The sequence below is a fragment of the Corynebacterium sp. 51B genome (assembly GCF_008930785.1).
GTDB classification, from domain to species: Bacteria; Actinomycetota; Actinomycetes; order Mycobacteriales; family Mycobacteriaceae; genus Corynebacterium; species Corynebacterium megadyptis.
In genome coordinates this window covers 209,745-235,668 of record NZ_PQMK01000004.1, presented here as the reverse complement: position 1 = coordinate 235,668, position 25,924 = coordinate 209,745, and the positions used below count along the sequence as shown (strand labels likewise).

Below are 25,924 nucleotides of genomic sequence, written 5' to 3'. Positions count from 1 at the left end.
AGGGTGGCGTCGATAAGCGCGCAGCACATACTCCCGAGGCCCACGGGGAGCGCTCGGGAGTAGGAGGACGAGAGGCTAGGCCATGGCGCGGTTGATCGCGGAGGTCACGGCCTTCAGTGAGGCGTAGGTGATGGAGCCGGCCACGCCGACACCCCACACCTGCTGGCCATTGACGTCGGCGTAGACGAAGGCGGCGGCCTCGGCGTCATCGCCGGCGGTACGGGCGTGCTGGGAGTAATCCAGCACCTCAACGTTGATGTCCAGCTGCTCGAGCGCATTGGCATAGGCGGACACGGGGCCATTGCCGTGGCCGGAGACGGTCTTTTCCTCGCCGTTGATCTCCAGCTTCGCGGTCACCTGCGAGAGCTCGCCATCGGACTGGGCGTTATCCACGCGCAGCGAGATCTGCTCCACCGGGCTCACCCGATCCAGGTACTCGCGGGCGAAAATATCCCACATGGACTTCGAGTTCACCTCGCCGCCCTCGGAATCGGTCACGGCCTGCACCACGGAGGAGAACTCCACCTGCATCGGCCGCGGCAGGTTGATGCCGTGGTCGGTCTTCATGATGTAGGCGACGCCACCCTTGCCGGACTGCGAGTTCACGCGGATCACGGCCTCGTAGTTGCGGCCCACATCCTTCGGGTCGATCGGCAGATAGGGCACCTCCCACGTGATATCGCGCAGTTCCTCCCAGGCCACATCGGTGTGGGTCGCGCCGGGGCGGTGCTTAGCGGCCATGGCGTCCAGGCCCTTGTTCACGGCGTCCTGGTGGGAGCCGGAGAAGGCGGTGAACACCAGATCGCCGCCATAGGGGTGACGCTCCGGCACGCGCAGCTGGTTGCAGTACTCCACCGTGCGACGAATGTGGGCGATATCGGAGAAGTCGATCTGCGGGTCGACGCCCTGGGTCATCAGGTTTAGGCCCAGGGTCACCAGGCAGACATTGCCGGTGCGCTCGCCGTTGCCGAAGAGGCAGCCCTCGATGCGGTCGGCGCCCGCCATGAAGCCCAGCTCGGCGGTGGCGACACCGGTGCCGCGGTCATTGTGCGGGTGCAGCGACAGGATGATGGAATCGCGACGGTTCAGGTTGCGGTCCATCCACTCGATCGAGTCGGCGTACACATTGGGGGTGATCATCTCCACCGTGGAAGGCAAGTTGATGATCATGGGGTTCTCTGGGGTGGGCTGCATGACGTCGGTGACGGCGTCGATGACTTCCTTGGCATAGGCCACCTCGGTGCCGGTATAGGACTCCGGCGAGTACTCCCAGCGCCAGTTGGTCTCTGGGTAGTCCTTGGCGATGGTCTGGATCAGCTCAGCGGCGTCGGTGGCCAGCTTCTTGATCTGCTCCTTATCCTTCCGGAACACCACATCGCGCTGCAGGATGGAGGTGGAGTTATAGAAGTGCACGATCACGTTCTTCGCGCCCTCGCAGGCCTCGAAGGTGCGGCGGATCAGGTGCTCACGGGCCTGTACCAGCACCTGGATGGTCACATCATCGGGAATCTTGTCTTCCTTGATGATCTCCTGCACAAAGTTGAAATCGGTTTGGGAAGCCGAGGGGAAGCCCACCTCGATCTCCTTGTAGCCCATGCGCACCAGCAGGTCGAACATGCGGCGCTTGCGTTCCGGGCTCATCGGATCGATCAGGGCCTGGTTGCCATCGCGCAGGTCCACGGCGCACCACTGCGGGGCCACCGTCATCTTCTTGTCCGGCCAGGTGCGATCCGGCAGCGAGAAGTCCTCGACTTCCACGTGATAGGGCTGGTAGCGCGTGCTCGGCATGCTGGAGTTGCGCTGCTTATTCCATGCCGGCTGCCCCTCGCGACGCGGGCCGTTCGGGGTGGTGATTTCAGTGGGGGCGGAGATGAAAGTGTCGTTCATCGACATAACTATGGGTGCTTTCTTAGTTCAGTGTGGGGATGTTGGCCGCGCCAGAAACTCCGCGACGGGGCGGCCAACGAACAATTAAGCGCTAACACCCGCCGCGGCGACTAAGGAGGAGGAATCCCTGACTACCGCGAATCATGTGAGGCACATTACCGTATCCATCGCGGGTTTCGGGCACCGACGTTCCATCCTTTGGGAAAATCCAGTTCAGCGTTCCCCCTATCGGGGGCCTATGCGCGCTTATCGACGCCCACTCGCCGGCGCCTCAGCCCGCTGGCACGGGCGATGCCCACTAGTCGATTCCCAGCCGCGATAGCTGGAAGGTGGAGCCAATCATGGCCAGCAGTGCGAGGGCCATCCACGCCCATTGCCACCCGGTGGCCTGGAAGGATTCGCTTAACACCGTATAGCCCAAGATGAAGGCCACGATGGGCTCGGCGACCTTCATGGCCGGCAGGGAGTTTTTGAGCGCGCCGGCATTAAAGGAGACCTGCTGCACCAAGGTGCCGATGGTGGCGCAGGCGATCAGCGCATAGAGCTCCCACGAGGTGAGGATGCCGAAGAACCCGCCTTTGTGGACGAAGATATCGGCGATGGCCTTGGATAGCACCGCCACATAGCCGAACACGGCGCCGGTGACGATGCCGAGCAGCAGCGCCTTTTCGCGGCGGATCTGGCGTTGCGCCCAGCGGTCGAGGCCGACGAGAACGACCACGCCGATACCAAGGGCCAGCAGCCAGCGGTGCAGCGATGGATCAGGGGTGCCCGAGGCGGGGCGGCCCAGAAGCACCAGCACCGATACGGAGACGGTGAGCACGCCCGCCCACAGCATTTCGGCGAAGGTGAGCCGGTGCTTGTCGTAGTAGGCCGACAACGGCAGGGTGAACATGAGGGAGAGCACCAAGATGGGCTGCACCACGAGCAGAGTGCCGAAGCCGAGGGCCACAACCTGCAGGCCATAGGCGCCGAGCGCAGAAAAAGAGCCCGCCCACCATAAGGGGCGGCGCATGGCCGTGGCGATGGACCGGCCCTCGGGTGCCTCGAGTGCGATATTGTGCCGCACAACCGTGCCCCACGCGATCGTCAGCGCAGAGGCAGTGGCAAAAAGAATGGCAAGCAGGGTATTAGGCACAGCACTTAGAGTATCGCTAGGGGTGGCGCGCAGCCGTGGCGGCGCGCGGGGTGGCGGTGCTGGCGTGGTGCGATCCTCACCCTGGGGGTGAATGTGAACTCGATAGTGTCCTGCAGTGGGCGCCATGTACGATGAGTGCGGAAAACCAATACTTCGGCAGAAATTGCCTCGCGGACCCACGGTAGAGACGGTGCGGGGCCTCATGCCAAGGAAAGGACGGCACCTGTGGCACTTATTGTGCAGAAATATGGTGGATCATCTCTCGAGAGTGCGGAGCGTATCCGCAGCGTTGCTGAACGTATTGTGGCCACCAAGAAGCAGGGCCACGATGTGGTGGTGGTGTGCTCCGCCATGGGTGATACCACCGATGAGTTCCTCGATTTGGCGGCGCAGGTCAATCCGGTTCCGCCGGCCCGCGAGATGGACATGCTACTCACCGCCGGGGAGCGTATCTCCAATGCGCTGGTGGCCATGGCCATTGAGAGCTTCGGTGCGAAGGCCCAGTCCTTCACCGGCTCCCAGGCGGGTGTGCTCACCACGGAGCGGCACGGCAATGCCCGCATCATCGAGGTCACCCCGGGGCGCGTGCAGGAGGCCCTCAGCCAGGGCAAGATCTGCCTAGTTGCCGGCTTCCAGGGTGTGAATAAGGAAACCCGCGATGTCACCACCTTGGGCCGTGGCGGTTCCGATACCACTGCGGTGGCGCTCGCTGCGGCGCTCGAGGCCGATGTGTGCGAAATCTACTCGGATGTGGACGGCGTCTACACCGCCGATCCGCGCATCGTGCCCAATGCCCGCAAACTAGACAAGATCTCCTTCGAGGAGATGCTCGAATTGGCTGCTGTGGGATCGAAGATCTTGGTGCTGCGCAGCGTCGAATACGCCCGCGCATTCAACGTGCCCTTGCGTGTGCGTTCGTCCTACAGTAGTGACATTGGCACCCTCGTCGACGGATCAATGGAGGATATTCCCGTGGAAGAAGCAATACTTACTGGCGTGGCAACCGATAGCTCGGAAGCCAAGATCACCGTGTTGGGAATCTCGGATCTGCCGGGCGAGTCCGCCCGCATCTTCCGTGTCATCGCGGATGCAGAGATCAACATCGATATGGTGCTGCAGAATGTCTCCTCCCTCGAGGACGGCAAGACCGACATCACCTTCACCTGCCCGCGCGCCGATGGCCCCCGCGCCATGGAGCTGCTGAAGAAGATGCAGGCCGGTGCCGGCTATGAGAACGTGCTCTACGATGACCAAGTGGGCAAGGTCTCGCTGGTGGGCGCAGGCATGAAGTCTCACCCCGGAGTCACCGCCGACTTCTGTGAGGCGCTGCGTGATGTGGGAGTGAACATCGAGCTCATCTCCACCTCCGAGATCCGCATCTCGGTGCTCGTCCGCGAGGCCGACCTCCCCGAGGCTGCCCGCGCCCTACACGAGCGCTTCGAGCTCGGCGGCGAGGAAGAAGCTATCGTTTACGCAGGTACTGGCCGTTAAACAGAATCTGCGGCCCGCTCGCTGTCTGACCGCCCCTGGCACCCGCTGCCAGGGGCGGTTTTTCTGTGAGCTGGGTTAAAAGTTTTTGGGGCTCTCTGGTGCTCAGGTTATTCTCATGCAGAATGCACCTAACTGGGGTGAACCGCATGAAAGGGAAAAATTTACCGTGGGATTCTCGACAGGTCTGAAGAAATTTACCGCCGCTATGCTGGGCGCCGCCACCGCCGCGGTGGTGGGCGTGAGCGCTGCCCCAGTGGCTGCGGCCGCCCCGCAGGGCAATATCGCCTACTTTGGTGATTCCTACTCCGCGAACCCGGATCAGATCCTCAACGCCATGCGCGGGATGAACCCGCAGGTGTACAACGACTATCCCTCCCGCGAAGGCTGCCTGCAGGCCCCGAATAATGCGCCGCGCCTGCTCGGCCAGATCGCCAAGGCACCGATCTCTGACTGGTCCTGTGTCGCCGAGACCTCGCGTGTGGCCACCCAGCGCGTCACCCGCGCCATCCAGGCCGGCGATATTCACCCCGGCACGCGCGCCGTGGTGTTGGCCGCGGGTATGAATAACTACGGTGGCTTCGGTGTGCGCGATGGCGTCAATATCCTCGATAACCAGGCCGTGCACAATGCCTACCTGAAGGATATTCATGACGCCGTGAATCAGATTCGTCGTGTTTCCCCGCGCATCCAGATCATCATTCCGGGCATGCTGCAGGTCACCGAGCCCACCTCGGGCATGCTTTGCGCACTGAACGTGGTTCCCAACGCCCCGATGGGCGTGCCGGTACCGCTGTTGCGCGATGTGGAGAACTGGAACCGCGATAACCAGATGGTGGCGGCCCGCCAGACCGGCGCCACCTTCGTGGACATCAAGGCCGGTTCCGCCGCCCACCACACCTGCGTGCCCGATATGCAGCGCTGGGTTTCCGGCAGCATCGACACCACCACCCCGAACTACAACATGGGCCTGCACCCCAGCGAGGCAGGTTCCCGCTACGTGGCGCAGCGCATCGCCGCCGCCCTGCGATAGGTTCTCGGCTTCATAGCCTTAGTACTGCACGCCTCGACTGGGCGTGCAGTTTTTTCATGCCACACAACGCAGAACGTGGCCCCACCCACTGAGGGTGAGGCCACGAACTAGCAGGCGTGATGGGCCTTAGTTGGCTGCCTTGGCGTAGCGCTCGGCAACGTCATCCCAGTTGAAGACGTTCCACACGGCCTCAACGTAGTCAGCCTTGACGTTCTTGTACTGGAGGTAGAAGGCGTGCTCCCACATGTCCAGCATGAGCAGCGGGGTCAGGTTAGCGGAGATGTTGCCCTGCTGGTCGGTGATCTGCTCAACCACGAGGCGCTCACCGATGTGGTCATAGCCGAGAACTGCCCAGCCGGAGCCCTGCAGGCCCAGAGCGGCTGCGGAGAAGTGAGACTTGAAGTTCTCGAAGGAGCCGAACTCGGCGTTGATGGCCTCAGCCAGCTCGCCGGTGGGCTCGCCGCCACCGTTGGGGGAGAGGTTCTTCCAGAAAATGGAGTGGTTGGTGTGGCCACCCAAGTTGAAAGCGAGGTCCTTGGACAGGGCGGTAACCACGGCAGAAATCTCGCCGTTCTCACGAGCAGCTGCCAGCTTCTCGAGGGCAGTATTAGCGCCCTTAACGTAGTTGGCGTGGTGCTTGGAGTGGTGCAGCTCCATAATCTCGGCAGCGATGTGCGGCTCGAGGGCATCGTAGGAGTAATCCAGTTCGGGAAGGGTGTAAGTCATGATAAAAGCCTTTCGTGGTTTTTACGTTCACAGCCACCGCGCGGTGCCGTGGCGTTGATACCCATGATAGGTGAGAATGTGAATATCGCAACAAAATGGTTGATAAAACCGGCTCGGCAGGGGGGCGTGGCAGGAACGCGGCAGCGGGACTAGATTGGTTCGAGTCCCCCACGTGACCACCGAGTGGACATCGCCCTTACCCCCTAGAGAAAGTGCTAGCCCTATGGGATTTCTATCTTCACGCACCCTTGAGATGGTGAGCGAGGAGCAGGCGCTGCGCGGCGGTTCTACCCCCGTGCTGGAGCAGCCTCAGCCTCATGCGGTTCTCGGCACCCCGATCACGGGCCCGTGGAAACCGGAGCAGCGGCGCCTCATCATTGGCATGGGATGTTTCTGGGGCGCGGAGAAGCTGCTGTGGCAGCTCGACGGGGTGGACTCCACCTCCGTGGGCTATGCCGGAGGGTTCACGCCCAATCCGACCTACCGCGAGGTGTGCACGGGCCGGACGGGCCACACCGAGGTGGTGGAGGTGGTCTACGATCCCGCGCGGATCAGCGCTCGGGAGATTATTAGCGCCACCCTTGAGGCCCACGATCCCACCCAGGGCTATCGCCAGGGCAATGATGTGGGCACCCAGTATCGCTCCGCCTATTTTGTGGATTCCGCCGAGGATGAGCAGCTCGTGCGCGAGCTTCTAGCCGCCTATGAGCCGAAGCTGGCCGCGGCCGGGTTCGGCCCCGTCACCACCGAGGTGGCCCAGCTCAGCGATACCCCCGCGGGCGCCTACTATTTGGCCGAGGATTATCACCAGCAATATCTGCACAAAAACCCTGAGGGCTATTGCCCCGTCCACTCCACGGGGGTGGCCTGCGGCTAGCGCGCCGGGTGGGCCGGAGCCAGCGGCAGGGGCAGCCCGCCGCGGCGGCGGCTCAGTACCCCCACCAGCAGGATCGCCATACCGGCGATGGTCGCCCCGATGACCCATCCGGCCAGCACATCGGTGCTCCAATGGTGGGCGAGAAATACTCGGGAGATGCCCATGCACAGCGCATATCCCAGCGCGGCCAGCCAGACGAGGATGCGAACAACGCGCCCGCGCACCGCACGGCTGCCAAAGTAGGCGAGCACAAGAGCAAGGACGGTGGCGTTGAGCGTGTGCCCCGAGGGGAAAGAATATGAGGGCTCGAAGGGCGGCACTGCGAAGGCATAATCGGGCCGGGTGCGTCCCACCAGCGTCTTGATGATGGTGGTGGTGCTCGTCGACAGCGCCGCCACCAAGGCGAGGGTGAGCACGGGTGTCCAGCTGCGCAGCACCGCAGTGAGAAGAAATGCGAGTGCTGTGGCCACGGGCAGGCTCAGGGCGGTGGTGCCGATATTGCTAAAAGCGGTAACCGCCGCGTCGAGCGCCGGGGAGCGGTGATCCAGCCCCCACTGAAGATATGTTGTGTCGATTGAGCTAAGCACCCATAAAGGCTACTACGGGCGCGTTCCGCCGAGAACGTGAGTGCGCAGCAGCTCCAGCAGCTCGGCGGGGTCGGCAACATGCACGGCGTCGAGGCCGGCGGCCCGGGCGGCACGCACGTCGTTGTTGTAGTTATCGCCGATCATCACCGCGCGCTCTGCCGGCACCTCAAGTAGCGCCAGCGCCTCCCGATAGGCCTGCGGATCGGGCTTGGCGCAGCTGAGTTCTGCGGTGGGGATGAGGCTTATCGACGCCGACTCGAGGCCGGTGACAGCGAGCTTGCCCGCCTGCATGTCGCGGGCGCCATTCGTAAAAATGGCCACCGTTGCCCCAGAGTCCGCGGCGAGGGCCAAGGCTGCAGCCGCATCGGGGAAAGCGCGCCAGCCTTCACGGTAGTACGAGGCGAATACCTCGAAACGCCGGCGCGACTCCTCTGCACTGAGCGGGGCCGCAAAGAAGCGGGCCATGCGGTTGAGGCGCTGCTGGGCATGGGTGATCTCGCCTCGCTCGAAGCGGGAGAACTCCTCGTTTTCGATCTGGAACCACCGCTCGATGAGGGCGTGTTCTGGGCCTTCCATGGCGTAGTGCTGGATCAGGCGGGTGGCGGCGTGGCGGGCGGCGGAGTCGTGATCGACGAGCGTGCCGTCGAGGTCAAAGAGGATGGCGTCGTAGCGGGGCATAGTGTCTCAGTATAGAAGCTGTGGGGTTTCCCACTTTCAGTCGAAAAAGGCCGCCAAATACTGGCAAAAACAAAAACAAACGGGCACAATAGGCAGCTGAAAGCGAAAAACCAAACATCGCGAGGGATGAAACAATGAAGGATATTGTTGGCAACAAGGTTGTGCTCATCGGCGCCGGTGACGTGGGAGTGGCCTATGCCTACGCTCTGGTGAACCAGGGCACGGTGGACCACCTGGCCATCATCGACATCGATGAGAAGAAGCTCGCCGGCAACGTCATGGACCTTAACCACGGCGTCGTCTGGGCCAGCTCCCGCACCCGTGTCAGCAAGGGCACCTACGCCGACTGTGAAGACGCCGCCATGGTGGTCATCTGCGCCGGCGCCGCCCAGAAGCCCGGCGAGACCCGGTTGCAGCTGGTGGACAAGAACATGAAGATCATGAAGTCCATCGTGGACGAAGTGATGGCCAATAACTTCGACGGCATTATGGTTGTCGCCTCCAACCCAGTGGACGTGCTCTCCTATGCCGCATGGAAGTACTCCGGCCTGCCGTGGCAGCGCGTGATCGGCTCCGGTACCGTGCTGGATTCCGCCCGCTTCCGCTACATGCTCGGTGAGCTTTACGACTGCTCGCCGACCTCCATCCACGCCTACATTGTGGGCGAGCACGGCGACAGCGAGCTGCCGGTGCTCTCCTCCGCCACCATCGCTGGTGTGTCCATGCGCATGAAGCTGGCCAAGGAGCCAGATCTGGAAGAGCGCCTGGAAAAGATCTTCGAAGACACCCGCGATGCCGCCTATCGCATCATTGACGCCAAGGGATCCACCTCCTATGGCATCGGCATGGGACTGGCCCGCATCACCCGCGCGGTGCTGCAAAACCAGGATGTGGCCCTGCCAGTCTCCGCTCTGCTCCAAGGCGAATACGGCCAAGAAGACATCTACATCGGCACCCCTGCGATTGTGAACCGCAACGGCATCAACCGTGTGGTCGAGCTCGAGCTCAACGAGCACGAGATGGAGCGCTTCACCAAGTCCGCTGATGCACTGCGCGAGGTACAGCAGAATTTCTTCTAAATAGAAAGAGCGCTCGCTCGCCTCAGCACCACCGGCCTGTCCTGCACCTGAACTGGGTGCACGGGGCATGGCCGGTGCTTTGCGTCTGCGCCCCGTATCCTAAAGCTGGCGACAAGATCCGCCGCCCGAGCACGGGGCGATACTGATACAGGAGGCAGCGAGAAAATGTATGTGATCGCGCACCGCGGCGCATCCGCCGACTATCCGGAGCTCACCGCAACAGCCTTCACCGAGGCGTTTGTGCAGGGCGCGGACGGGGTGGAATGCGATATTCGTCTGGCCCGCTGCGGTGAGCTGGTATGTATCCACGACCCCATCGTGGATCGTGTCTCTGATGGCAGCGGCCGAGTATCCACCCAGACAGTAGAGCAGCTACGCCGGTACAACTTCGGCACCGCGGCGGCCCCCTCTGGGCCCTGCACCCTCAACGAACTGCTTGACATCATGGAGGATCACCCCGGAAAGCACCTCTTTATAGAGAGCAAACACCCCATGCGCTATGGCCGGATGCTGGAGGAGGAATTGGTGAAAACACTCCGCTACCGCCGCTTAGAAGCAGACCCCTATATCCACGTGATCTCCTTTTCCGGATCCGCGATCAACCGCATGCAGCAATTAGCCCCGGAGCTCGACCGGATCTACCTGCGCAACGATCCCAACGCCTGGTATCACCGCATTCGCGAGCAGACGATTCACCCCACCTCGGTTGGTCTCGCTATGCGGAAAGCCCGCGAACACATCAACAATGGCACCTTGCCGCCGGCGAGCTATGTGTGGACCGTGGACAATCCCGAGGAGATGGCCGTATGCCGCGACAATGGCGTGCAGTGGTTGGCCACCAATGTGCCCGCTCTGGCGCGCGAGGTCGTAGACCGCGGGCCGCGGGTCTAACACCCACTGGGGAGCAGACAACTGGCGCGCCGCGGCGAACGGGTATGTTTGTGCCATGGGCAAAAAGAAGAAGAATCGTGAGAATCTGCCTGAGGGCATGAGCCGCAAGCAGGCCAAACTCGCTGCACGTGCCGCTGAGCGCGCCGCGCTGATGGGCGAAACCCGCCCCTTCGAGGGGCTCGCTGCCGAGCCGCAGCTGGTGGCGCTGCAGGAGTTCATCCCCTCCGCATACGCCAAGGTGGACGTTGCTGGAACTGACCGCGAGGTCTACATCTGTACCGTGCTGCCGGGAGCCGTCGCTGCTTTGGTGCGCGACGAGGCGGCTGGCGGCGAGGCGTTTGTGGCGATGCAAACCCAGCACCGCACCAAGACCCAGGGCAAGGATTTGGCCTATGCCCTCAATTGGGTCATCAACGCCGCCCCCGGCGCTACCTTGGCGCCCAGCAACCAAGATGGCTCCCAGCCGGAGCTGAGCGCACTACTGAGCGCAGATGCCGAGCTCGACGTGCAGGCCTTCGATACCTTCAACTGGTGGGTGCCGGAGGGGCAGACCGGCGATGAGCAGACCGCACGCATGCTGCAGATGGCCAATGACACCATCATTCCCTCCCAGGAAGTACACGCAGACGTACCCGGTGCTCTGTGGTGGGTGGATCCCGGTGAGAAGGCCCACATCCGTTGGGTGCGCCAGGATGATGAGGACAAGCTGCTCGCTGCCCTCGCCCGCATCGCGGCGGCCGGCAAACTGCACCTTGGCGAGGACACCAAGTTCGCTGGTGCCTTCCGCACGCACGGTCTCACCGTTCCGGTCTTCGATCTCGATCCCACGATCACTCCGGAGGAGTGCGTTCCGGCTGTGGAGGAGCTCAATTCCTTGATCTCGGCAGAGCTGAGCAATGATGCGCAGCTGAACGCCGAGGAGCGTAAGGCCCTCAACAACATCAAGTCGCGGCAGCTCACTATCCGCTAATACGCGCGATAGTCATGGCTGTACCGGCCAGCTGGGGGATCACTCCCAGCTGGCCTTTTCTATGGTTCGGGGTCTGGTGGTGAATGCGGCCAGGCTTGGCGGCGTATTTTCGCGCCCGCCGATTGCGTCGCCGCCGTGGATGTATTGGGTACCGGGTTTTCGGGGTCCTCGGCGGTTGCCGAGCCGACCACTCCGGTCTCGAGGTGGCGGGCAGCGTGCTCCTTTATGGGATGCTGCTTGGTGTCATCGTTGTCGCTGTGGTGCTCGGGGCAGCGCAGCGTGAGATTCGATAGGTCGGTGGGGCCACCGTCATTCCACGAGGTGATGTGGTGGATATCGCAGCGACTCACCGGCTCGGAGCATCCTGGGTGGGAGCACACGAGTTCGGAGGCGAATAGCGCGAGGCGCTGGTAGATATTCGCCAATCTGGTGGTTCTTCGCAGATCCAGCACCTGGCCGGTGCGGGGATCGTGGACGCACACGAAGCCATATTTTGCTTGGGCGAGCGAGAGCACGTCGTTGACGGTGAGCTCATTGCCGGTGTTGGTGGGAAAGAGCATGCCGGCGGCGGCGAGATCGGTGTCATCGAAGTCCTTGGCCGATACCGAGAACACCATGCTGGCCGCGCCGATGCCGCCGCGGTCGAGGGCGGCGTCGAGTGCATCCGCGTAGCGCTGCTGCACGGTGCGCGGGTCATCTTTGTCGACGGTGCGCTCGACGAAAGGCTCTAGCCATGCCCGCAGCTTGGCGGTGATGCGCTCGGGCAGATAACCGAAGACGCGGCTGCCGCCGTCGTTATCCGCCTCGGTGATGGTGAAAGCGCGGTTGCGTTCGGCGCGGGCTGGTTCGGGGCTGAGCTCGCTATTGGCGTTGCTAACCAGGTGCCTAACATAGGCCCTGGTGTCATCGCAGCTGGCGTTGTGGGCATAGTCCACGGCTTTCTGGCGCAGTGATTCGCGTAGCAGCGCGCTGCCGGTGCGCAGCCCTAGCAGGGCTTTATCTATCGCGGTGCGGGTATCACCGGAGATCCGGTAGTCGCACATTTGCCTGCGGGTGCGGCCGCGCAGCATCTCCGCGGCGCCGCGGTTGATATCGTTTTGCTCCTCAGTCAGCGTCTCATCCGGCTCGTCCTTGAGCTTTCCGTAGAGGCAGCGGGCTTGGCCGATGGTGGAGTTGGCGCGAGAATTAGACCAGCCGAGACGTTCCTTGAGAATACGGCGCGGCTTGGAGGTGCCCGCCACGTCCATGAGATCTTCCGTGCTGGCGAGGTGCGCGATCAGCACATCGAGGTGCGCCTTGAGCGCCATATGCTCTTCGAGTTCCGCCAGCTGCGGGAGAGTAGCCCCCAGAGAGGTGAACCCACCGGTATCGACGTCGTAGAGCGCCACGAGCTGGGCGAGATCCTCGCCGATGCGGGCAACAATCTGCTGTACTTGGTCGCTAGCGGTCATGGGGGCCTCCTTCCTGAATGAGCGTGTGCGGCACACACTAAAACAGGACAGACAATGCCCGCTGCGCGAGCTGTGCATAACTCGCGGCCGGTGAAGGGTTATGCACAGCAGAGCTAGCGAAGGGAGCTAAAGAGTTGCTCCGCCTGGGTTTTATCCCATAGCACAACCGATCCGACATCCACATAGTCGATGCCGCCCACGGGGGCGACCTCGGTGTTGAAACCGCCGGCCATGTGCAGCGCCGCCCACAAAAGATCCCAGGTGTGGTCGCTCGAGTCCACCGTGAGCGAGCCCGCTACCCCGTTGACCAGCGGGATAGACCGGAAGGGGTTGAGGAAGGTGGTGGGGGAGGCCACCTTCTTGGCGAGGGCGCCGAGGAACTGCCGCTGGCGTGCCGCGCGGTCAATATCTCCTTGAGCAGTGGATCGGGTGCGCACAAAGCTCAATGCCTGGGCGCCATCGAATTTCTGGCAGCCGGGTTCCATGTGGAAGTTGATCACGTCATCGTGGATGGGCTCATCCACGCAGAGCTCCACCCCGCCCACGGCGTCGACAGCGTGGGCGAAGCCGCCAAAGCCGACTTCGGCGTAGTGATCGATCTTCAGCCCCGTGCTCTGCTCGACGGTCTCGATGAGCAGCGGCGGGCCACCGAAGGAAAAGGCAGCATTGATCTTGTTCATGCCATAGCCCGGAATCTCCACATAGCTATCGCGCGGGAGCGACAGCAGCGTGGGCTTGCCGAAGAGGGGCACGTGCAAGATCATGATCGTGTCGGTGCGGTTACCTCCCACATCCCCGCCGGTCATCAGCTCTTGGTTCTGCTCTGGAGTGAGACCCTCGCGGGAATCGGAGCCCACCAGCAGCCAGTTCGAGCCGCTGGTATTACCGATCTGCTGGGCGGGCATGGCCTCGACCCGCTCGAATTTGGTGTCGGCCCACAACATGCCCACCACCGCCATGGTGACGATGATCGCCAGCGCCCAGCGGAACATGGAGAAACAGCCCATGCGGGGTCGGCGCATGCCCCGCCACGGGGCGCGGCGCCGAGGCGTAGCGGCAGGCTGCGGTTGCAGGGGCTGCTGCGGTGCACGGCGCACCGGCTGCGGCACTGGGGCATAGTACTGGCGGGGCCGCTGCTGAGCCGAGCGTGCCGCCTCGGGGTGCTCTCGATAGTAGGCCTGGCGTTGCTCCTCGTAGCTGGGCTGGCGATGCCGCCCCAAGGATTCTTCGTTGCGGCGGTGGCGCTGCGGCCGATAGTCCTGTGCACGATGCTCGGGCTGGGGCCGGTTGATTGAGCGATCACGGCGGGGTTCGCGCTGCGGCTCCCAGCGGGGCTCCCTACGGGGTTCCCGCCGAGGTTCACGCCGCGACTGCGGCTCGCGAGAAGACTGAGGATTGCGTCGAGAAGCGGGAGAGTCCCCCGCACGGGGCGATTGAGGGCGCCGCCTGACGGGACGACCGTAGTGATCGCGCAGAATACGGCCGTCTTTGTCTCTCGCGAAATCGTCCATGTCTGGATACTCTAATGCCTAAGACAATCCAAGCCTCGATACATCGAGGAATTGGTAGCCCAAAAAAGCCACGGCGTCGATGAAAAAGTGGGCGAATACCAGTGGCCACACCCGCCGGAACTTCCAGTAGAAGGCGGCAAAGACCACGCCCATCACAATATTGCCTACCCCGGCGCTGAGCCCCTGATACAGGTGATAGGAGCCGCGCAGCAGCGCAGAGGCGCCAATGATGGCCACCGGCGCCCAGCGCAGCTGCGCCAGCCGGGTACTCAGCCACCACACCACCACGGTCTCTTCGGCGAAGGCGTTGGCGAAGCTCCATAGCAGCAGGATCAGTCCTGCCCACAGCCCCGCGTCATAGGCGGATACCACCACTTCTTTGGTCCAGCCGGCGTGCAAGGCCAGCACGTACAGCCCGAGCCCCGGAATACCAATCAGTGCGGCCAAGACGGCCCCGCTCAGCCCATCGCGCGGGCGCGGGCGCTGCAGAAAGATACGGTCGCGGGCGAGCAGGTACACCACCAAGAGGCCCCAGCCACAGAGCACGGCGGCCGATATCAGCTGCAACCCCAGATCCAGCCACGGCGCCGAGGACTGGGGGGCGTTGAGCGTGGTGCTTTGTTTATTGAGTGCCTCGGGCGCGAGCAACGCATCGGTCAGTCGCAGGGCGGAGCGTAGCCCCGAGGCACCGAAGGTGATGAGAAGAACCACCAGGATTTCCGCCAGAATCATGCCTCTTCTCCTTTCGGTGCGCCCGCAGCTTCGAGCTGTTCGGCCACCCCGAGCAGCTCGGCGGCGCCGGCGTGGATGCAGCCCAGGTGGAGCCCTACTGGCGGGCGCCCGGGCAGGGCCCAGGGTACAGAGATGGCGGCGCGGCCGGTGATATTGAAGAGACTGCCCCACGGGGTCCAGCGGGTCTGTTCGTCGAAATCGTCTTGGGGCTCTAGGGAGCTGAAGGTGCCGATCGGCGGGGGATCATAGGCCAAGGTGGGGGTGAGCAGCAGCTCGCAGGGCCAGGCGTAGCGCACATGCCGGTCGAGAGCGGCGAGGGGGCGCAGCGCCTCTTCGAGCGCTCCTGGGGCGAGGCCGCGGCCGCGTTCGCGCATGTACTCCACGATCGGGGAGGCGGGGCCAGGAATGCGGCTCGACTTGTGCCACATCAGGGTTTGGAAGGCGGCGAAGGGCTCCGGGCCGTAGGCGGGGTCCACGGGGATGATCTCGTGCCCATGGGCGCGGAGCTGCTTAGTGGCGTCGGCAAGCGCAGAGAGCATGATCGGATCGACCTCCCCATCGCCGTGCAGCGGGGCGCGGAGCACAGCAATGCGCAGGCGGCGGGGTTGGGGGCGAAAGCCGTGGAGAGCAGCGGCGCGGCGCACACTGGTGGTGAGGAAGCCTTGGGCGGTGAGTCGGCCCTCGCCGGGAGTGTGCGGCGGTTTGAATCCCACCAGCCCGCATGCCGCGGCGGGCACTCGGATGGAGCCGCCCCCATCGGAGGCGTGGGCGACCTCGACGATGCCGCGCGCCACCAGAGCTGCCGCGCCGCCGGAGGAACCACCAGGAGTGCGCCCAGGCCACAGCGGGTTAAGGATGGGGTCCTGGCCGACGGGCTCGGTATAGGCGGTCATCCCCATCTCCGAGGTGGCACTCTTGCCGGCGATGGTGGCGCCCTGATTCAGCAGCCACTCATTGACATGATCATGGCTGCGCGGAATGTGGCGGCGATGTATCGAGCCACAACTCGTGGGCATGCCCGCCACATCGGAGAGATCTTTGACGAAGAGCACCATGCCGTCGAGGCGGCCATGCCCGGTAGGGGCCACGGGCTGGGTGGTGGCATCGTGCACCACCCCGTGCTCGGCGGGGGTGAGCGCCGCCAGCTCGCGGTGAATGCGGGCGAGCTGGGTGTCGATTGACGGGGCGGGATGCGGCATGAATGTTGATGGTAGACCGCTACTGGCGGCGGGGAAAGGGAGCCCGTGTTTGTGTGCCAGTGAGCCGCTACACTCAAAGATCATGAGTACTACGGTGGCTTTTCTCGGTCCGCGCGGCACGTTCACGGAGATGGCGATGCAGGCATTCGCCGCGCGCGGCTGCTTTGACGCAGACGATGTGACGGGGCTGCCGGTGTGCTCGCCGGCGGAGGCCCTCGACGCAGTCGTCCAAGGCCGGGCTGACTATGCCTGCGTGGCCATCGAAAACTCGGTGGATGGGGCCGTCACCCCCACCTTCGATGCCCTCGCCGCCGCCGAGGGGGTACAGATTTATCACGAGTTCGCCCTCGATATCTCCTTCGCATTCATGCGGGGCGACGCCACGCCTACGTCCACCCCGCCGCGGTTGAGCACCCACCCCGTGGCGTGGCAGCAGGTGAAACTCTCGGCGCAGCGCCTGCTGGGCGAGGTTGAATTCATTCCTGCCTCCTCCAATGCCGCCGCGGCGGAAGCCGTGGCCCGCGGCGAGGCCGACTATGCAGCCGCCCCGGAGGCAGCCGCCGAGCTGTGGGGCTTGCAGGTGGTGGCCAGCGATGTGGCTGATGTGCGGGGGGCGCGCACCCAGTTCGTGGTGGTGGGCTCGGCAGGCGTACCGACTCCGCGGACGGGAAATGATCGGACCTCCGTGGTGTTCACCCTGCCGAATGTGCCCGGCAGCCTAGTGGGGGCGCTGACGGAGTTCTCGCTTCGCGGCGTGGACCTCACCCGCATCGAGTCCCGCCCCACCCGCACTGGGCTGGGCACCTACCGCTTCCACGCCGATCTGGTGGGGCATATCGACGATGCCATCGTGGCCGAAGCGCTGCGGGCCTTGCACATGCGCTGCGAGTCCTTGCACTATCTCGGCTCGTGGCCACATAATTCCGCCCCGCCGGAGCAACCCAGCAACACCCCTGAACGTGACGCCGCCACCGCGTGGGTGGCCCGAATGAAAGAAGGTCAGCGATGAGTGCCACCTCCCGCCAGGGTCGTATTATTTTGGCTCGCCACGGCGAGACCTACGCCAATAAAAGCCGTGTGCTCGATACCTTCCCGCCGGGAGCCGAGCTCACCGAGCAGGGCCAGCAGCAGGCCTATGCGCTGGGGGATAAGCTCGTCGAGTTCAGCGGCGAGCACCTCGGGCAGATTTATTGTGGGCTGGCGATCCGCGCCCAGCAAACCGCGATGCGCGCCGCCGAACGCTTCCGCGACAGCAGCGGCCGCGAGCTGGGTCGAGTGCTGGTGCGTGAAGGAGTCCACGAGATCAGTGCCGGCGACCTCGAGGGCAGTACGGATCCCGAGGATGCCGCGCTCTACCTCGACTATTTCTACCGTCGCCTCTGCGGCGAGCAGGCGGCGCTGCCGGGAGGGGAGTCGCTGCGCGCGATCCTCAGCCGCTATCTGCCGGTGCTGGTTGAGATGCTCAACGAGCACGTGGATGCTGGCCGCGATGCGGTGCTGGTCAATCACGGCGCTATCAGCCGCACGGTTGCCAGCCATGCCTGTGGGCTGGAGCCGGAGTTCGCGCGGGATCACCGCCTCGAGAATTGCGGACTGATTGTGCTGGAACCGCGCGGGCAGCTTTTCGGTGGCTGGACCCTGACCTACTGGTCAGATACTCCCGTGGAAAAGCTCGGCGGGGCCTAAAACACTGAGCCCTGATAGCTCGGGTGGGTTTTAGCCCCAGCCGAGCTCGTGCAGCCGAGCGTCGTCAATGCCGAAATAGTGCGCGATCTCGTGTATCACGGTGATCCGCACCTGTTCGACGAGCTCACTTTCGCTCGCGCAATAATCCTTGAGGGATTCGCGGTAGATGGTGATGGTGTCCGGCAAAAAGCCGCTGAATTCATTGGTGCGCTCGGTCAGGGCCACCCCCTCGTAGAGCCCGAGGATGCCCGGGGATCGGGGATTGCGGTCCTCGATCTGGATCACCACGTTGGTGAGATGGTTCAAGAGCTTCTCGGGGACGAGGTCAAGGCCCTCGTCCACGAGTTCTTCGAAGCGTTCATCGTTGATGACAACCATGGTGCGCGTCCTTAGCGGGGGAGGTCCTCGCGCAACGGATTGCGCTCCGGCTGCGGCGGCGGGGCCGCGCCATCGATGGTGAAGGGGCCGGTGGCGGTGCCCTTCAGGGTGGAGAAGCCGCCATCCTCGCGGGCCTTGATCAGCGAGCAATTCACAGACTTCGAACCGCCCTGCCAGGCATCAGCGGACAGCGTGGTCCAGAAAGGCTGCAGCGTGGACTGGTAGAGATTCTCCTCGCTGCCCAAGAAATCCTCCGCGGCCTGGGTGCAGACGCGGTTGAGTTCTTGATTTTGCTGGTCCTCGGTGGGCACGGAGTCCGGGAAGAACTCGGTGAGGTTCACCACGCGAGTGACCTCGAGAACGTGGTCGGTATCGCAGCTGACGGTGTGGGGCACATTGGCGGCGTCGATGCTCACGCAGGTACCGGCCTCATAGACGCGGGCCTGGTCCTGATCGGCGACCTTGCCGGTGGTCTCCAGCGGCACACCATTGGGGTCGGTGGATTGCAGACCGCACAGCATGGTGCGATCCCCGGCCTCCCAAGCGCTGGGCGGGGGGAGCACCGGTGCGATGGAATAACGGCCGCGTGGGTCATAGGTGCCGTTGAGATAGCTGATGGTGGGCTGCTGGCAGAGCTCCTCGCGCAGCTGCGCCTGCCGGGTGAGGTCCGGGGCGGGGGCGTCGGGGCCGAACTCGGAGGAGGGATAGGCGGCCAGGTCCTCGCGGGCGGTGACCTCGAAGCGGTGCGGGGTAGCGCAGTCAGTTTGTTCGAAGTCAGCGATCTCACCTGCGGAGGTGAAGGACCATGTCACGCAGGAGCCGGCGTCGGCGGTGGTAAACGGCGCCACCTCTTTGACCATGGAGGTCGTGGGGGAGGCGTCCGGGGTTTCCTCGAGTGTTTGGGATTCTCTGACCATGTCGAAGCTGCCAATCGCCACACCGCCGGCGAGGGCGGCAATTGCGCAGATCCGCAGCGCGGTGGCGCTGCGCCAGGTGGGTGTAGTCGTCGAATTCACGTCCCCCATGCTAGCGACTTAGCTGTGCTGCGGCTGTAAGTGGCGTGCCCTAAAGTCCCGTGCACAGCGGCATCCGCAGCGTGAGGCGCTGTCGTTGGGGCCTAGGTGCAGCGAAGAGCTAGGCCCGCTGTACGTGTGTTTTCAGGCTAAAACGATCCGGGTGGTACAGCGAGCGGCACCACTCCACGGGCTTATCGTTCGAGCTGGAGACCCGCGTGACGGCGAGCAGCGCGTCGAGGGGGCGAAGCCCCAGCAGCTCGGCGTCATCGGGGCTGGCATTGATAGCGGTGGCCGTTTGCTCCGCATCGGTGATGGCCACCCCGTAGTCGCGATCCAGGATGGCGTAGACCGACTTATACACGTCGGTTTCTAACAGGGTGGGGGCGTAGCGGGAGTTATACCAACCATCATCGATGGCATAAGGCTCGCCATTGCCCAGCCGCAGCCGCACCAGGTGGGTGTGCGGGGTGCTGGGATCGGTGCCGAAGAACTTCGCCACCTCCGGCGGGGCGGGCGCCCAAGCAGAGGACAGGATTTTAGAACTGGCGGTGAGCTGCTGGGCTTCCATCTCGGAGGAGAAGGACGCCAAATGCAGGCGATTGATCAGCGGGTTGGGGGCGACGAAGGTGCCTTTGCCCCGAGCTCGTTTGAGCTTGCCGCTAGCCACGAGGTCACCAATCGCGCGGCGGACGGTGATGCGAGAAACTCCGAAGGTATCTTCAAGGATGCGCTCGCCAGGTAGCATATCTCCGGGCTTGAGCTCGTGGGTGCAGATGTCCTCGAGGACTTCCCGCAGCTGGGCATGCTTGGGCTTGCCGGTGTCGGCGAGCGGGCGCGCGGGAAAAGACGGGGACGGGGACATACCTCCATACTAGCGAACTGGTGATAACCGGAGCGGACCAATGGATGTATCCTCTGCCACGCGCTGGGGTGGAGACAGTCCCATTTTTGGCCCGCTGCGCGGTAGGCTGATGAATGTGATTGATCTAAAGTTCTTGCGTGAAAACCCAGATGTCGTTCGCCAGTCCCAGCTGAACCGCGGGGACGATCCTGCGCTTGTCGACGCCCTCCTCGCCGCCGATGAACGCCGCCGTTCCGCCATTGTCGACGCGGATGCTCTGCGCAGCGAGCAGAAGGCCTTCGCTAAGAAGATTGGCCAAGCCGCCCCCGAGGACCGCCCGGCCCTGCTCGAGGGATCTAATGAGCTCAAGGCCAAGGTTAAGGCAGCCGATGCGGAGCAAAAGGCCGCCGAATCTGAGGTGCACGAACTACAGATGAAGCTCTCCAACGTGGTGGAGGGCGCCCCCGCCGGCGGCGAAGAGGACTTCGTCGAGGTGGACTATGTAGGTACCCTGCCCGAGCTGGATTTCGAGCCCAAGGATCACGCCGAGCTCGGCGAGAGCCTCGGCCTGCTCGATATGGAGCGCGGCGTGAAGGTCTCGGGCGCCCGCTTCTATTACCTCACCGGCTACGGCGCCCTGCTGGAGCTCGGCCTGATGAACCTCGCGGCCAAGAAAGCGATGGAGCACGGCTTTAAGCTCATGGTGCCGCCGGTGCTGGTGCGCCCCGACGTGATGGCCGGTACTGGCTTCCTCGGCGAGCACTCCGATGAAATCTACTATCTCCCCGCCGACGACCTTTATCTCGTGGGCACCTCGGAGGTGGCCTTGGCTGGCTACCACAAGGATGAGATCATCGACCTCAGCGATGGGCCCAAGAAATACGCGGGCTGGTCGAGCTGTTTCCGTCGTGAAGCCGGCTCCTATGGCAAGGACACCCGCGGCATCATCCGCGTCCACCAGTTCAACAAGCTGGAGATGTTCGTCTACGCCAAGCCCGAGGACGCGGAGCAGGAGCACCAGAACCTGCTGAATATGGAGCGCGATATGCTCTCCGCCATCGAGGTGCCCTATCGCGTGATCGACATCGCCGGCGGCGATTTGGGTCAGTCCGCGGCCCGCAAGTTCGACACCGAGGCCTGGATTCCCACCCAAAATACCTATCGCGAGCTCACCTCCACCTCCAACTGCACCACCTTCCAAGCCCGTCGCCTGCAGACCCGCTACCGTGATGAGCAGGGCCGCGCCCAGGTGTGCGCCACCCTCAATGGCACCCTCGCCACCACCCGCTGGCTGGCGGCCCTGCTGGAGAATCACCAGCGCAAGGACGGCTCCGTGGTGGTGCCGGTGCAGCTGCGCCCCTATGTGGGCGTGGATGTGCTGGAGCCCCAAAGCTAGCCCCGACCGCCAACGCTCGCCCTAGGCCGATCAGGACCCCATCAGAGGACACCGTCAATGTGGAGAAAAAACAACCAGCGTTTCCGGAAGACCTCCGGATTCCTCGTGCCCACCTCCGAGCCGGTCATCAGCGCAGCAAAGCACGCTGAGCTGAAGGAACCGGTGTATCGCATCGGCATCGCCGTGGCACGGTTAGTGATGAAATTCCAAGGGGTCCGCGCCGTGGTGGAGGGCACCGAGAATATTCCCGCCGATGGCGCGGCGGTGATCGCGGTGAATCACACCGGCTACATGGACTTCATCTTTGCCGGCGTCCCCGCCTACCTGCGGGGCCGGCGACTGGTGCGGTTTATGACCAAAAAGGAGATTTTCTCCGCCCCCTTCCCCGTGGGCTGGGTGATGCGAGCGATGAAGCACGTGCCCGTGGACCGCGAGGCCGGCCACGATGCCTTCGAGGCCGCAGTTCAGCACTGCAGCGACGGCCATCTGGTGGGCATTTTCCCAGAGGGCACGATCTCGAGGTCCTTTGATCTCAAGGAATTCAAAACGGGGGCGGCCCGCATCGCGCAGCGCTCCGAGGTGCCCCTCATTCCGCTGGTCGTGTGGGGCTCCCAGCGCTTCTGGACCAAGGACTTGCCCAAAAATCTCGGCCGCAATCACCTGCCGCTGTGGGTGCGCGTCGGCGAGCCGATTTCCACCGAGGGCAGCCCCGAGGAGGTCACCGCTCGGCTGCGTGATCGCATGACCGAGATGCTGGTCGAGGTGCGCCGCGACTATGCCGAGGAGTTTGGCCCCTTCGCCGGCGACGAGCCGTGGCTGCCCGCGAGCATCGGCGGCTCTGCACCCACCCAGGAGCGGGCTGACTTATTGGATCAGGCGGAGAAAGAGCGTCGACAAGCGAAACAAGCTCGCAAGGCCGAGCAGGCACAGGCGAAAGCCGCTAAGAAAATGAAAGAGAAAAAACGATGACCTCGTCACCTTCGCCCACGGACGGCACGTGTGCGCGACCGCTGCTTATTGCCACCGACGTGGACGGTACCCTCATCGACGACGCCGAGCGCATCCCACCCCGCGTAGTGAGTGTGCTGCACCAGGCCGTGCACGAAGGAACGAAGGTGGTGCTCGCCACCGGCCGGCCGCCGCGCTGGATCTTTCCGATCCTCGAGCAGCTGGGGATCAATCCGCTGTGCGTGTGCGCCAATGGCGCCATCGTCTATGACTCTGCCCAAGACAGGATCATTCATAGCGCCACGCTGAAACCGCACACCCAGCGCACTGTCGCGCGCATCGCCACCGAGGTGCTGGAACCGCTGGGCGGGGTACATTTCGCCGTCGAGCGCGCCGGGCGTTCCGCCTTCGACCCCACCCATGAGCTCTTTGCGGTGGCGCCAGATTATTCCCACGCCTGGGAGTCGCAGGAGTACGGGGTAGAGGAGCACAAGCAGCTCTTCGGCAGCTCCGCGGTGAAGTTACTGGTACGTAGCGAGCACCTCAGCTCCGAGAAAATCGCCGAGCTGCTGCGCGACCGCATCCCCGCCGAGATGGCGCACGTGACCTTTTCCATGTCCGGCGGCCTGGTGGAAGTATGTGCTCCGAACGTGAACAAGGCGGTCGGTTTGGCGAAGGTGGCCAACTACTACGGCGTCGACGCCACCGACGTGATGAGCTTTGGCGACATGCCTAATGACTGCGAGATGCTCCGCTGGTCGGGCCGCTCCTATGCCATGGGCAACGCCGCCCAGGCTGTGCGCGACGCCGCCGATGAGACGATTGGCGATAACAACGACGGCGCGATCGCCGACGTGCTTGAGCCGCTCTTCCCCGAATCCTAACGCCACCGCGCAGCCCCCACCGCCAGTGCCGGCAGGTGGGGGCTGTGCTGTGTCTGGGGTGCTGTTCTAGGGCGACAGCGCAGAAACCGCCCCGTCCGACGGTGCGGAAAGGGCGGTCAGAGTGCTGGCCGTAGCCAGCGGTTCGCGTTGAACTGGACGCCTAGCGGGCGATGATCTCGAGGCTGCCATCCGTGGGGTTGTAGCTGATGTGGCCGCCGATGAAGTCCACTCGGTAGCCGTCATCAGTGGCGTATTGATCGCTGGTCGGCAGGCCCAAGATGCCGGCGTCGAGTCCGGTCGAGGCCCACGCATCCGCGATCTCGCCCCACAGCGCGTGCGTGCCACCATCGGGGGAGGAGATGATCACACCATCGGTGAAGGGCACATAGCGCAGCTCGCCCACGGCGTCCGAGGGCGATGCGTAGTGCACGCCACCGCGCGGGCTGCCCAATACGGGACCGAAGCGGTTGTCGATCTCGTTGTATTTCTGCGACTCGACGCTGTCGCCGGTGGTGGTGATCTTCTTCGGCACAAACACCGGCAGATCGGCGATGCTCAGAGCATCGATCATCGGGATATTGCCCACCTCATCCAGCGCACCATTCTGCATGCCCGGAGCGTTCTCGGAATTGAGCACGAGGGCCAAGATGGAGCCCACGATGTCGAGGATCTCGGAGACATCGACGCTGCGGCCTTGGACATGATCGATGATGGCACCGAGGGCGCGGGAGAAGAGCGCGGACGCTTCTTGATCGGCCTGGCCAGTGAGATCCACCTCAGAATCCGAGGTGGGCTCCTTCGCAGAGTCCTCCGCCGGTTCCGGAGTGGGCTCCTTCGCCGCAGGCGTGGTGGTCGAGGTAGCCGGGGTGGGCTCCTTGTTGTTGGTGGTCTCGGAGGTGGTCTCCGCAGTGCTCGATGAAGTGCTAGCAGAAGACGTGGTCGTCGTTGCGGCAGGCGTGGTGGTCGAGGTGGCCGGGGTGGGCTCCTTCTCGCTCGTGGTCTCCGCAGCGGTTTCCGTGGTGGCCTCCGGAGTGGTTTCCGTGGTGCTGGTCTCGGCAGTGCTGCTCTCGCTGGTGGTCTCCGAGGTGGATTCCGTGGTGGTCTCCGCAGCGGTCGTCGACGTGCTGCTCTCCGCAGTGGAGGTCTCGGTGTCGCTGCTTGTACCCACCGCGCCAGCGTTGATGGCGTCGTAGGTCTTCTTGGCGATGGTGCGGATCTTCAGCATCTGCGAGTAGCCGGCATCGCCGGGGCAGGTGGTGTTGCCCACGTCGCGGTGCGCGAAAATATTCGGCAGCTTCACCGCGGTACCGGCAGGGTACTTGGTGTAGTGACTGCCTTCGGAGTAGTGGATGCTGGAGCCGGTGGGGTCGAGGCCCTCGACGGCGGTGCGCCAGCCAATGGCTTTGCCCATCGACTCAATGGTGGCGGTGGTGGGGTTCTGGGCGGAGTAGTTGCCGATCATGGAGATGCCCCAGGTGTTCTGGTTGAAGCCACCGGCGTGTGCACCCTGCACGGCCTTGTTGAGGCCTCCGGCGCGGCCTTCGTAGATATTGCCGAACTTGTCTACCAGTGCGTTGTATCCGATGTCGCACCAGCCGAGGGTGGCGGCGTGGTAGTGATAAATGCCGCGCACCTGGGCGGCCGCCTGGGCGGCGGTGTAGTTATTGCTGCCCGCGGTGTGGTGCACGGTGATCCCAGAAACGTGGTCATCGTAGGTGGGGCTCATGCAGCGCTTGGACTCGTCCGCGCCCCAGCCTGCACGGGAGATCATACTGGGCATGCCATCGGAATCGGCGGCCAGGTCGATGCCGGCACGCGGGTCGGTGGAGGCGTTGCCGTCGATGAATACCGCATCGAGGTTGGTGGGCCCACCGGAGACCAAGTCCACGTTGGTCACTGAGACCTGCACGGAGTGGGTGGGAGCGAGATAGATCAGCTCGGTGCCGTCCTTCTCGCCGCCGCTGGTCTCGTAGAGGGGCTCTGCCTCATACCAGGGGCCCCAGTTGCCGGCGTCGTCCTTGGCACGGAAGTGGGCGACAAAGTCCTTGGTACCGTCCCAGGTGAGCGCGAACATGGAGAATTCTTCGTCGCGGGTGAATTGTTTGACGGTGCGTTCACCCTCGTCCTCGCCTTGGCTGTCTACGGCGGGGTCAGCTACTACTACGTTGTCGCCGCTGTCGAAGGAGATGGAGGATTCGCTAACGCTAATCGGGTCGGCTGCGACTGAGTCGGTGGGCCGGATGGTTTCGGAGTTCATGGCTACTACGGAGCCGAGGATCACGCTTGCCGCCGCCACGATGGCAGTGAGCGGCCGCCCCGTTCGGCCGAGGAACCGTCGTCGTTGCTGCACTATGGATTGCCCCCTGAGGGTTGTTGCTGGAGAAACTTAAATGAATCCTTGTAAATCTTAGTATAAAGCTGGGGAAATTGATACGAATGTGGCTCGCGTGCAGGGTGTGAGGCCAATCTGGAAGTTGACATGTCCACATATGCTGGGCATTGTGCCTTCCGGTTCTTCCGCCTCGCGG

General features: G+C 63.7%; 24 protein-coding genes. 11 read left to right on the top strand and 13 right to left on the bottom strand.

Going from position 1 to position 25,924, the window contains the following annotated elements; genetic code table 11:
* Nucleotides 1–75 precede the first annotated feature (75 nt).
* Both leuA and GBB14_RS06760 read right to left on the bottom strand, forming a co-directional pair.
* Nucleotides 76–1,893 carry a 2-isopropylmalate synthase gene (gene leuA, locus GBB14_RS06765; RefSeq protein ID WP_151529065.1) on the bottom strand — a complete coding sequence of 606 codons (1,818 nt, stop codon included), beginning with the start codon at nucleotides 1,891–1,893 and terminating at the stop codon, nucleotides 76–78.
* Between the two features lie 292 nt (nucleotides 1,894–2,185).
* Nucleotides 2,186–3,025: a DMT family transporter gene (locus GBB14_RS06760; protein ID WP_151529064.1), complete on the bottom strand. Its 840-nt coding sequence runs from the start codon at nucleotides 3,023–3,025 to the stop codon at nucleotides 2,186–2,188.
* 225 nt (nucleotides 3,026–3,250) lie between these two features.
* On the opposite strand from GBB14_RS06760, the gene GBB14_RS06755 reads away from it, so the two are divergent.
* Nucleotides 3,251–4,516: an aspartate kinase gene (locus GBB14_RS06755; protein WP_151529063.1), complete on the top strand. Its 1,266-nt coding sequence runs from the start codon at nucleotides 3,251–3,253 to the stop codon at nucleotides 4,514–4,516.
* A gap of 166 nt (nucleotides 4,517–4,682) precedes the next feature.
* The gene (locus GBB14_RS06750) at nucleotides 4,683–5,546 is read left to right on the top strand and encodes a GDSL-type esterase/lipase family protein (protein ID WP_192796129.1); all 864 of its coding nucleotides are present in this window, start codon (nucleotides 4,683–4,685) and stop codon (nucleotides 5,544–5,546) included.
* 126 nt (nucleotides 5,547–5,672) lie between these two features.
* Here the strand turns inward: GBB14_RS06750 and GBB14_RS06745 are convergent, their stop codons facing one another.
* Nucleotides 5,673–6,272, bottom strand: a complete 600-nt coding sequence (locus GBB14_RS06745) for a superoxide dismutase (protein WP_192796130.1) — start codon at nucleotides 6,270–6,272, stop codon at nucleotides 5,673–5,675.
* A gap of 223 nt (nucleotides 6,273–6,495) precedes the next feature.
* On the opposite strand from GBB14_RS06745, the gene msrA reads away from it, so the two are divergent.
* Nucleotides 6,496–7,149, top strand: coding sequence for a peptide-methionine (S)-S-oxide reductase MsrA (gene msrA / locus GBB14_RS06740; RefSeq protein ID WP_151529060.1), 654 nt, complete (start codon nucleotides 6,496–6,498; stop codon nucleotides 7,147–7,149).
* Here msrA and GBB14_RS06735 read toward each other — a convergent pair.
* Nucleotides 7,146–7,736 carry a phosphatase PAP2 family protein gene (locus GBB14_RS06735; RefSeq protein WP_151529059.1) on the bottom strand — a complete coding sequence of 197 codons (591 nt, stop codon included), beginning with the start codon at nucleotides 7,734–7,736 and terminating at the stop codon, nucleotides 7,146–7,148. The genes msrA and GBB14_RS06735 overlap by 4 nt on opposite strands.
* Nucleotides 7,737–7,748: 12 nt before the next feature.
* A complete protein-coding gene (locus GBB14_RS06730; RefSeq protein WP_151529058.1) occupies nucleotides 7,749–8,414 on the bottom strand; it encodes an HAD family hydrolase in 666 nt (221 codons plus the stop codon).
* Between the two features lie 134 nt (nucleotides 8,415–8,548).
* Here GBB14_RS06730 and GBB14_RS06725 point away from each other — a divergent pair, with 134 nt between their 5' ends.
* From GBB14_RS06725 to GBB14_RS06715, 3 genes are all read left to right on the top strand, one after another.
* The gene (locus tag GBB14_RS06725) at nucleotides 8,549–9,493 is read left to right on the top strand and encodes an L-lactate dehydrogenase (RefSeq protein ID WP_151529057.1); all 945 of its coding nucleotides are present in this window, start codon (nucleotides 8,549–8,551) and stop codon (nucleotides 9,491–9,493) included.
* A gap of 165 nt (nucleotides 9,494–9,658) precedes the next feature.
* Complete coding sequence (locus tag GBB14_RS06720; protein ID WP_151529056.1) at nucleotides 9,659–10,384, top strand: glycerophosphodiester phosphodiesterase family protein; 726 nt, start codon at nucleotides 9,659–9,661, stop codon at nucleotides 10,382–10,384.
* A 55-nt stretch (nucleotides 10,385–10,439) separates the two neighbouring features.
* Complete coding sequence (locus GBB14_RS06715) at nucleotides 10,440–11,354, top strand: DUF5926 family protein (protein ID WP_151529055.1); 915 nt, start codon at nucleotides 10,440–10,442, stop codon at nucleotides 11,352–11,354.
* A 59-nt stretch (nucleotides 11,355–11,413) separates the two neighbouring features.
* Here GBB14_RS06715 and GBB14_RS06710 read toward each other — a convergent pair whose 3' ends face one another.
* The 4 genes from GBB14_RS06710 to GBB14_RS06695 form a co-directional block, all read right to left on the bottom strand.
* The gene (locus tag GBB14_RS06710; RefSeq protein WP_192796131.1) at nucleotides 11,414–12,805 is read right to left on the bottom strand and encodes an HNH endonuclease signature motif containing protein; all 1,392 of its coding nucleotides are present in this window, start codon (nucleotides 12,803–12,805) and stop codon (nucleotides 11,414–11,416) included.
* A 113-nt stretch (nucleotides 12,806–12,918) separates the two neighbouring features.
* The gene (locus GBB14_RS06705; protein ID WP_151529053.1) at nucleotides 12,919–14,316 is read right to left on the bottom strand and encodes an LCP family protein; all 1,398 of its coding nucleotides are present in this window, start codon (nucleotides 14,314–14,316) and stop codon (nucleotides 12,919–12,921) included.
* Nucleotides 14,317–14,334: 18 nt separating this feature from the next.
* On the bottom strand, nucleotides 14,335–15,048 hold the full coding sequence (locus GBB14_RS06700) for a CPBP family intramembrane glutamic endopeptidase (RefSeq protein ID WP_151529052.1): 714 nt from the start codon (nucleotides 15,046–15,048) through the stop codon (nucleotides 14,335–14,337).
* Nucleotides 15,045–16,247, bottom strand: coding sequence for an amidase (locus tag GBB14_RS06695; protein ID WP_151529051.1), 1,203 nt, complete (start codon nucleotides 16,245–16,247; stop codon nucleotides 15,045–15,047). Before GBB14_RS06695 ends, GBB14_RS06700 begins: the two co-directional genes overlap by 4 nt.
* Nucleotides 16,248–16,329: 82 nt before the next feature.
* Between GBB14_RS06695 and pheA the strand changes: the two genes are divergently transcribed.
* Together pheA and GBB14_RS06685 are read left to right on the top strand one after the other, a co-directional pair.
* Nucleotides 16,330–17,256: a prephenate dehydratase gene (gene pheA, locus GBB14_RS06690; protein ID WP_151529050.1), complete on the top strand. Its 927-nt coding sequence runs from the start codon at nucleotides 16,330–16,332 to the stop codon at nucleotides 17,254–17,256.
* Entirely contained in the window at nucleotides 17,253–17,933 is a 681-nt protein-coding gene (locus GBB14_RS06685; protein WP_151529049.1) for a histidine phosphatase family protein, read from the top strand. The genes pheA and GBB14_RS06685 overlap by 4 nt, the downstream gene beginning before the upstream one ends.
* 30 nt (nucleotides 17,934–17,963) lie before the next feature.
* Here GBB14_RS06685 and GBB14_RS06680 read toward each other — a convergent pair whose 3' ends face one another.
* The 3 genes from GBB14_RS06680 to GBB14_RS06670 form a co-directional block, all read right to left on the bottom strand.
* The gene (locus GBB14_RS06680; protein WP_151529048.1) at nucleotides 17,964–18,311 is read right to left on the bottom strand and encodes a metallopeptidase family protein; all 348 of its coding nucleotides are present in this window, start codon (nucleotides 18,309–18,311) and stop codon (nucleotides 17,964–17,966) included.
* A gap of 11 nt (nucleotides 18,312–18,322) precedes the next feature.
* Nucleotides 18,323–19,336 (bottom strand): septum formation family protein, encoded by a 1,014-nt coding sequence (locus tag GBB14_RS06675; protein WP_151529047.1) that lies wholly within the window; start codon nucleotides 19,334–19,336, stop codon nucleotides 18,323–18,325.
* 109 nt (nucleotides 19,337–19,445) lie between these two features.
* The gene (locus tag GBB14_RS06670; RefSeq protein ID WP_151529046.1) at nucleotides 19,446–20,189 is read right to left on the bottom strand and encodes a GntR family transcriptional regulator; all 744 of its coding nucleotides are present in this window, start codon (nucleotides 20,187–20,189) and stop codon (nucleotides 19,446–19,448) included.
* 115 nt (nucleotides 20,190–20,304) lie between these two features.
* On the opposite strand from GBB14_RS06670, the gene serS reads away from it, so the two are divergent.
* The 3 genes from serS to GBB14_RS06655 are packed head-to-tail and all read left to right on the top strand — an operon-like array spanning nucleotide 20,305 to nucleotide 23,396.
* Nucleotides 20,305–21,564: a serine--tRNA ligase gene (serS, locus tag GBB14_RS06665; RefSeq protein WP_151529045.1), complete on the top strand. Its 1,260-nt coding sequence runs from the start codon at nucleotides 20,305–20,307 to the stop codon at nucleotides 21,562–21,564.
* Between the two features lie 57 nt (nucleotides 21,565–21,621).
* Nucleotides 21,622–22,533 carry a 1-acyl-sn-glycerol-3-phosphate acyltransferase gene (locus GBB14_RS06660; protein ID WP_151529044.1) on the top strand — a complete coding sequence of 304 codons (912 nt, stop codon included), beginning with the start codon at nucleotides 21,622–21,624 and terminating at the stop codon, nucleotides 22,531–22,533.
* Nucleotides 22,530–23,396 (top strand): HAD family hydrolase, encoded by an 867-nt coding sequence (locus GBB14_RS06655; RefSeq protein ID WP_151529043.1) that lies wholly within the window; start codon nucleotides 22,530–22,532, stop codon nucleotides 23,394–23,396. The genes GBB14_RS06660 and GBB14_RS06655 overlap by 4 nt, the downstream gene beginning before the upstream one ends.
* Before the next feature lie 160 nt (nucleotides 23,397–23,556).
* Here the strand turns inward: GBB14_RS06655 and GBB14_RS06650 are convergent, their stop codons facing one another.
* Nucleotides 23,557–25,746 carry an N-acetylmuramoyl-L-alanine amidase gene (locus tag GBB14_RS06650; RefSeq protein ID WP_151529042.1) on the bottom strand — a complete coding sequence of 730 codons (2,190 nt, stop codon included), beginning with the start codon at nucleotides 25,744–25,746 and terminating at the stop codon, nucleotides 23,557–23,559.
* Between the last annotated feature and the right edge of the window lie 178 nt (nucleotides 25,747–25,924).

Bases quoted from the DNA above. Each gene is read 5' to 3' on its own strand.
- leuA (WP_151529065.1), bottom strand. From the start codon at position 1,893: ATGTCGATGAACGACACTTTCATCTCCGCCCCCACTGAAATCACCACC.
- GBB14_RS06745 (WP_192796130.1), bottom strand. From the start codon at position 6,272: ATGACTTACACCCTTCCCGAACTGGATTACTCCTACGATGCCCTCGAG.
- msrA (WP_151529060.1), top strand. From the start codon at position 6,496: ATGGGATTTCTATCTTCACGCACCCTTGAGATGGTGAGCGAGGAGCAG.
- GBB14_RS06730 (WP_151529058.1), bottom strand. From the start codon at position 8,414: ATGCCCCGCTACGACGCCATCCTCTTTGACCTCGACGGCACGCTCGTC.
- GBB14_RS06725 (WP_151529057.1), top strand. From the start codon at position 8,549: ATGAAGGATATTGTTGGCAACAAGGTTGTGCTCATCGGCGCCGGTGAC.
- GBB14_RS06720 (WP_151529056.1), top strand. From the start codon at position 9,659: ATGTATGTGATCGCGCACCGCGGCGCATCCGCCGACTATCCGGAGCTC.
- GBB14_RS06715 (WP_151529055.1), top strand. From the start codon at position 10,440: ATGGGCAAAAAGAAGAAGAATCGTGAGAATCTGCCTGAGGGCATGAGC.
- GBB14_RS06710 (WP_192796131.1), bottom strand. From the start codon at position 12,805: ATGACCGCTAGCGACCAAGTACAGCAGATTGTTGCCCGCATCGGCGAG.
- GBB14_RS06705 (WP_151529053.1), bottom strand. From the start codon at position 14,316: ATGGACGATTTCGCGAGAGACAAAGACGGCCGTATTCTGCGCGATCAC.
- GBB14_RS06700 (WP_151529052.1), bottom strand. From the start codon at position 15,048: ATGATTCTGGCGGAAATCCTGGTGGTTCTTCTCATCACCTTCGGTGCC.
- GBB14_RS06695 (WP_151529051.1), bottom strand. From the start codon at position 16,247: ATGCCGCATCCCGCCCCGTCAATCGACACCCAGCTCGCCCGCATTCAC.
- pheA (WP_151529050.1), top strand. From the start codon at position 16,330: ATGAGTACTACGGTGGCTTTTCTCGGTCCGCGCGGCACGTTCACGGAG.
- GBB14_RS06685 (WP_151529049.1), top strand. From the start codon at position 17,253: ATGAGTGCCACCTCCCGCCAGGGTCGTATTATTTTGGCTCGCCACGGC.
- GBB14_RS06680 (WP_151529048.1), bottom strand. From the start codon at position 18,311: ATGGTTGTCATCAACGATGAACGCTTCGAAGAACTCGTGGACGAGGGC.
- GBB14_RS06675 (WP_151529047.1), bottom strand. From the start codon at position 19,336: ATGGGGGACGTGAATTCGACGACTACACCCACCTGGCGCAGCGCCACC.
- GBB14_RS06670 (WP_151529046.1), bottom strand. From the start codon at position 20,189: ATGTCCCCGTCCCCGTCTTTTCCCGCGCGCCCGCTCGCCGACACCGGC.
- GBB14_RS06660 (WP_151529044.1), top strand. From the start codon at position 21,622: ATGTGGAGAAAAAACAACCAGCGTTTCCGGAAGACCTCCGGATTCCTC.
- GBB14_RS06655 (WP_151529043.1), top strand. From the start codon at position 22,530: ATGACCTCGTCACCTTCGCCCACGGACGGCACGTGTGCGCGACCGCTG.